Consider the following 2061-nt stretch of genomic DNA (forward strand, 5'->3'; position numbering starts at 1 on the left):
TTTCATATATGAATTATATGGCATAAATAAACAACAGTCAATTCTTGATAATATTCTTGCTCTCAAAGGGGTACCGCCCATTGTCATCAAGATAAAACGAAAAAAACGTTATTCTTTCTAAAAAATGCTAGATTAGTAAGGATGACGTTTTCTTATGAATCTCTCGATTCAAGATGAACTACAACCATTTGCGGAAGAATTACAACGATATGTTTCACCTGTATTTTTAGAAGAACTTGCAAGAAATCTTGGGTTTGTAAAGCGAAAACGCAAGTTTTCTGGATCAGACTTAGCTACTATTTGTATTTGGATGAGTCAACGGATTGCAAGTGACCCATTAGGCCTCACCATATCATTCCGGGAATTCTGTACGTTTAGACACATTATTGTCACAATCAACCCCTTTTGCTGTACGCGAAGAGATATTTGTTCAGAAAATCTTAATTAATTGTTAATGAATGGTAACAAAATAAAATACACACCGCTCGAAGCATCGAACGGTGTGTTCTATCAAGATATAAAGATTATACTCTTATCCCTTTTATCACCACATCAACAATCGATTTTGCAAGGTTGTCGTCCAAAGGTGCATGTCCTGTAAGAAGTCGATATATCATAGGCCCATAAATTAAATCAATGATAATTTTAGAGTCTATATCGTTTCGAATCTCGTTGCGATCAAATCCCCGCTGCAACATAACTTGCACAGCATTTTGTCGACTGACTAGGAACCGTTCACGAAATATGGTAGCTATATGAGGATCGTATTGACTTTCAGCAATGAGTTGGGTAAACACCTTACCAATAGGACTTTTATAAAATCGCATAACTGAAAGTAACTGTTGTAAAAAATCTTCACGTACAGATCCAGTATCAGGTATTTTAACCTCTGCTTCCATTTTAAATAGAAAAGCATCTATTGAAACTACATTCTTGTTTGGCCACCACTTATAAATAGTTGCTTTGCTAACCTCAGCACGGGCAGAAATCTCATCAACAGTTGTTTTCCGAAGTCCTTCTTCAAACAAAAGTTCGATAGTAGCTTTCAGAATGCGCTCACTTACTTTATTGCTGCGGGGTCTCCCTCGCTTATGCTCAGAATTTGACTGTTTTACCTCGTAATTAACCAATTTGTTCATCCTCTATATTTGTGCTTAATGTGACAGTTTGCCAATTATTTAAATCTGTTTTGACTTGTTCAAGTTTTGTTTTTATTCGTTTTAGGGAATCAGGCCCCAAAACAAGTCTTAGTGGTGGATCATCAGCTGCAACAACCTTCAAGATAGCTGAAGCTGCCTTTTTAGGATCACCAGGCTGATTACCGCTACTTTCATTAGCCTTTTCTCGTGTTTGTCCTGAAGTATTTGTATAATCTTTAATAACTGTATTAACAGAACGCATAGAACTTGCAAGAAAATCGGTACGAAACATTCCTGGTTCGACAATGGTAACGTGAATACCTAAAGGTTTCACTTCTAACGATAACGCTTCCGATAATCCTTCCACTGCAAATTTAGTGGAGTTGTAGATTCCCCATCCTATAGAACCTGAAAATCCACCAACTGAAGAGATATTGATAATATGACCGGACCTTTGGGATCGAAGATGGGGTAAGACAGCTTGTGTTACAGCATGCAAACCAAAAACATTAGTAGAAAATACTTGTTTTACTTCCTCCAGGTTCGCTTCTTCCACTGCGCCTAACAGTCCATACCCGGCATTATTGACTAAAATATCAATATGCCCAAATTTTTCAATGGCTTTTTCGACTGATTCTTGGATCTGATAAGAATTCGTTACGTCTAAAGGCAGGATTAATAAATGATTATTATCTTGAAAAGATTGTGCTAAAATTTCTGGTTTACGTGCTGTAGCTACTACCATATCACCTTGTTCAAGTGCTGCCTCAACTAATGCACGTCCAAATCCTTTTGAAGCTCCAGTAATGAACCAGACCCTACTATATACAATGTTTTCCTTATCCAATGTGCATACCTCCATTTTTTAGGGATTTTTACTGATAATTATATAGTAAACTAAACGTTTAGTATTGTGTACTGT

Annotated in this window: 2 protein-coding genes and 1 pseudogene; 1 reads left to right on the forward strand and 2 read right to left on the reverse strand. The window is 36.7% G+C overall.

Translation table 11 applies throughout. The annotated features are described in order from the left end of the window. Positions 1–154: 154 nt before the first annotated feature. A pseudogene (locus AB3X48_RS21525) lies at positions 155–340 on the forward strand (IS4 family transposase); the annotation flags it as partial. A 184-nt stretch (positions 341–524) separates the two neighbouring features. On the opposite strand, the gene AB3X48_RS21530 reads toward AB3X48_RS21525, so the two are convergent. After that, entirely contained in the window at positions 525–1130 is a 606-nt protein-coding gene (locus AB3X48_RS21530) for a TetR/AcrR family transcriptional regulator (RefSeq protein WP_088099318.1), read from the reverse strand. After that, positions 1123–2001 (reverse strand): oxidoreductase, encoded by an 879-nt coding sequence (locus AB3X48_RS21535; protein ID WP_234814252.1) that lies wholly within the window; start codon positions 1999–2001, stop codon positions 1123–1125. Before AB3X48_RS21535 ends, AB3X48_RS21530 begins: the two co-directional genes overlap by 8 nt. Positions 2002–2061: the final 60 nt, after the last annotated feature.

The sequence above is a fragment of the Bacillus sp. S4 genome, from assembly GCF_040838205.1.
Classification (GTDB): domain Bacteria; phylum Bacillota; class Bacilli; order Bacillales; family Bacillaceae_G; genus Bacillus_A; species Bacillus_A cereus_U.

Excerpts from the sequence above, each read along its gene's own strand:
- AB3X48_RS21535 (WP_234814252.1), bottom strand. The coding sequence starts at position 2,001 with ATGGAGGTATGCACATTGGATAAGGAAAACATTGTATATAGTAGGGTC.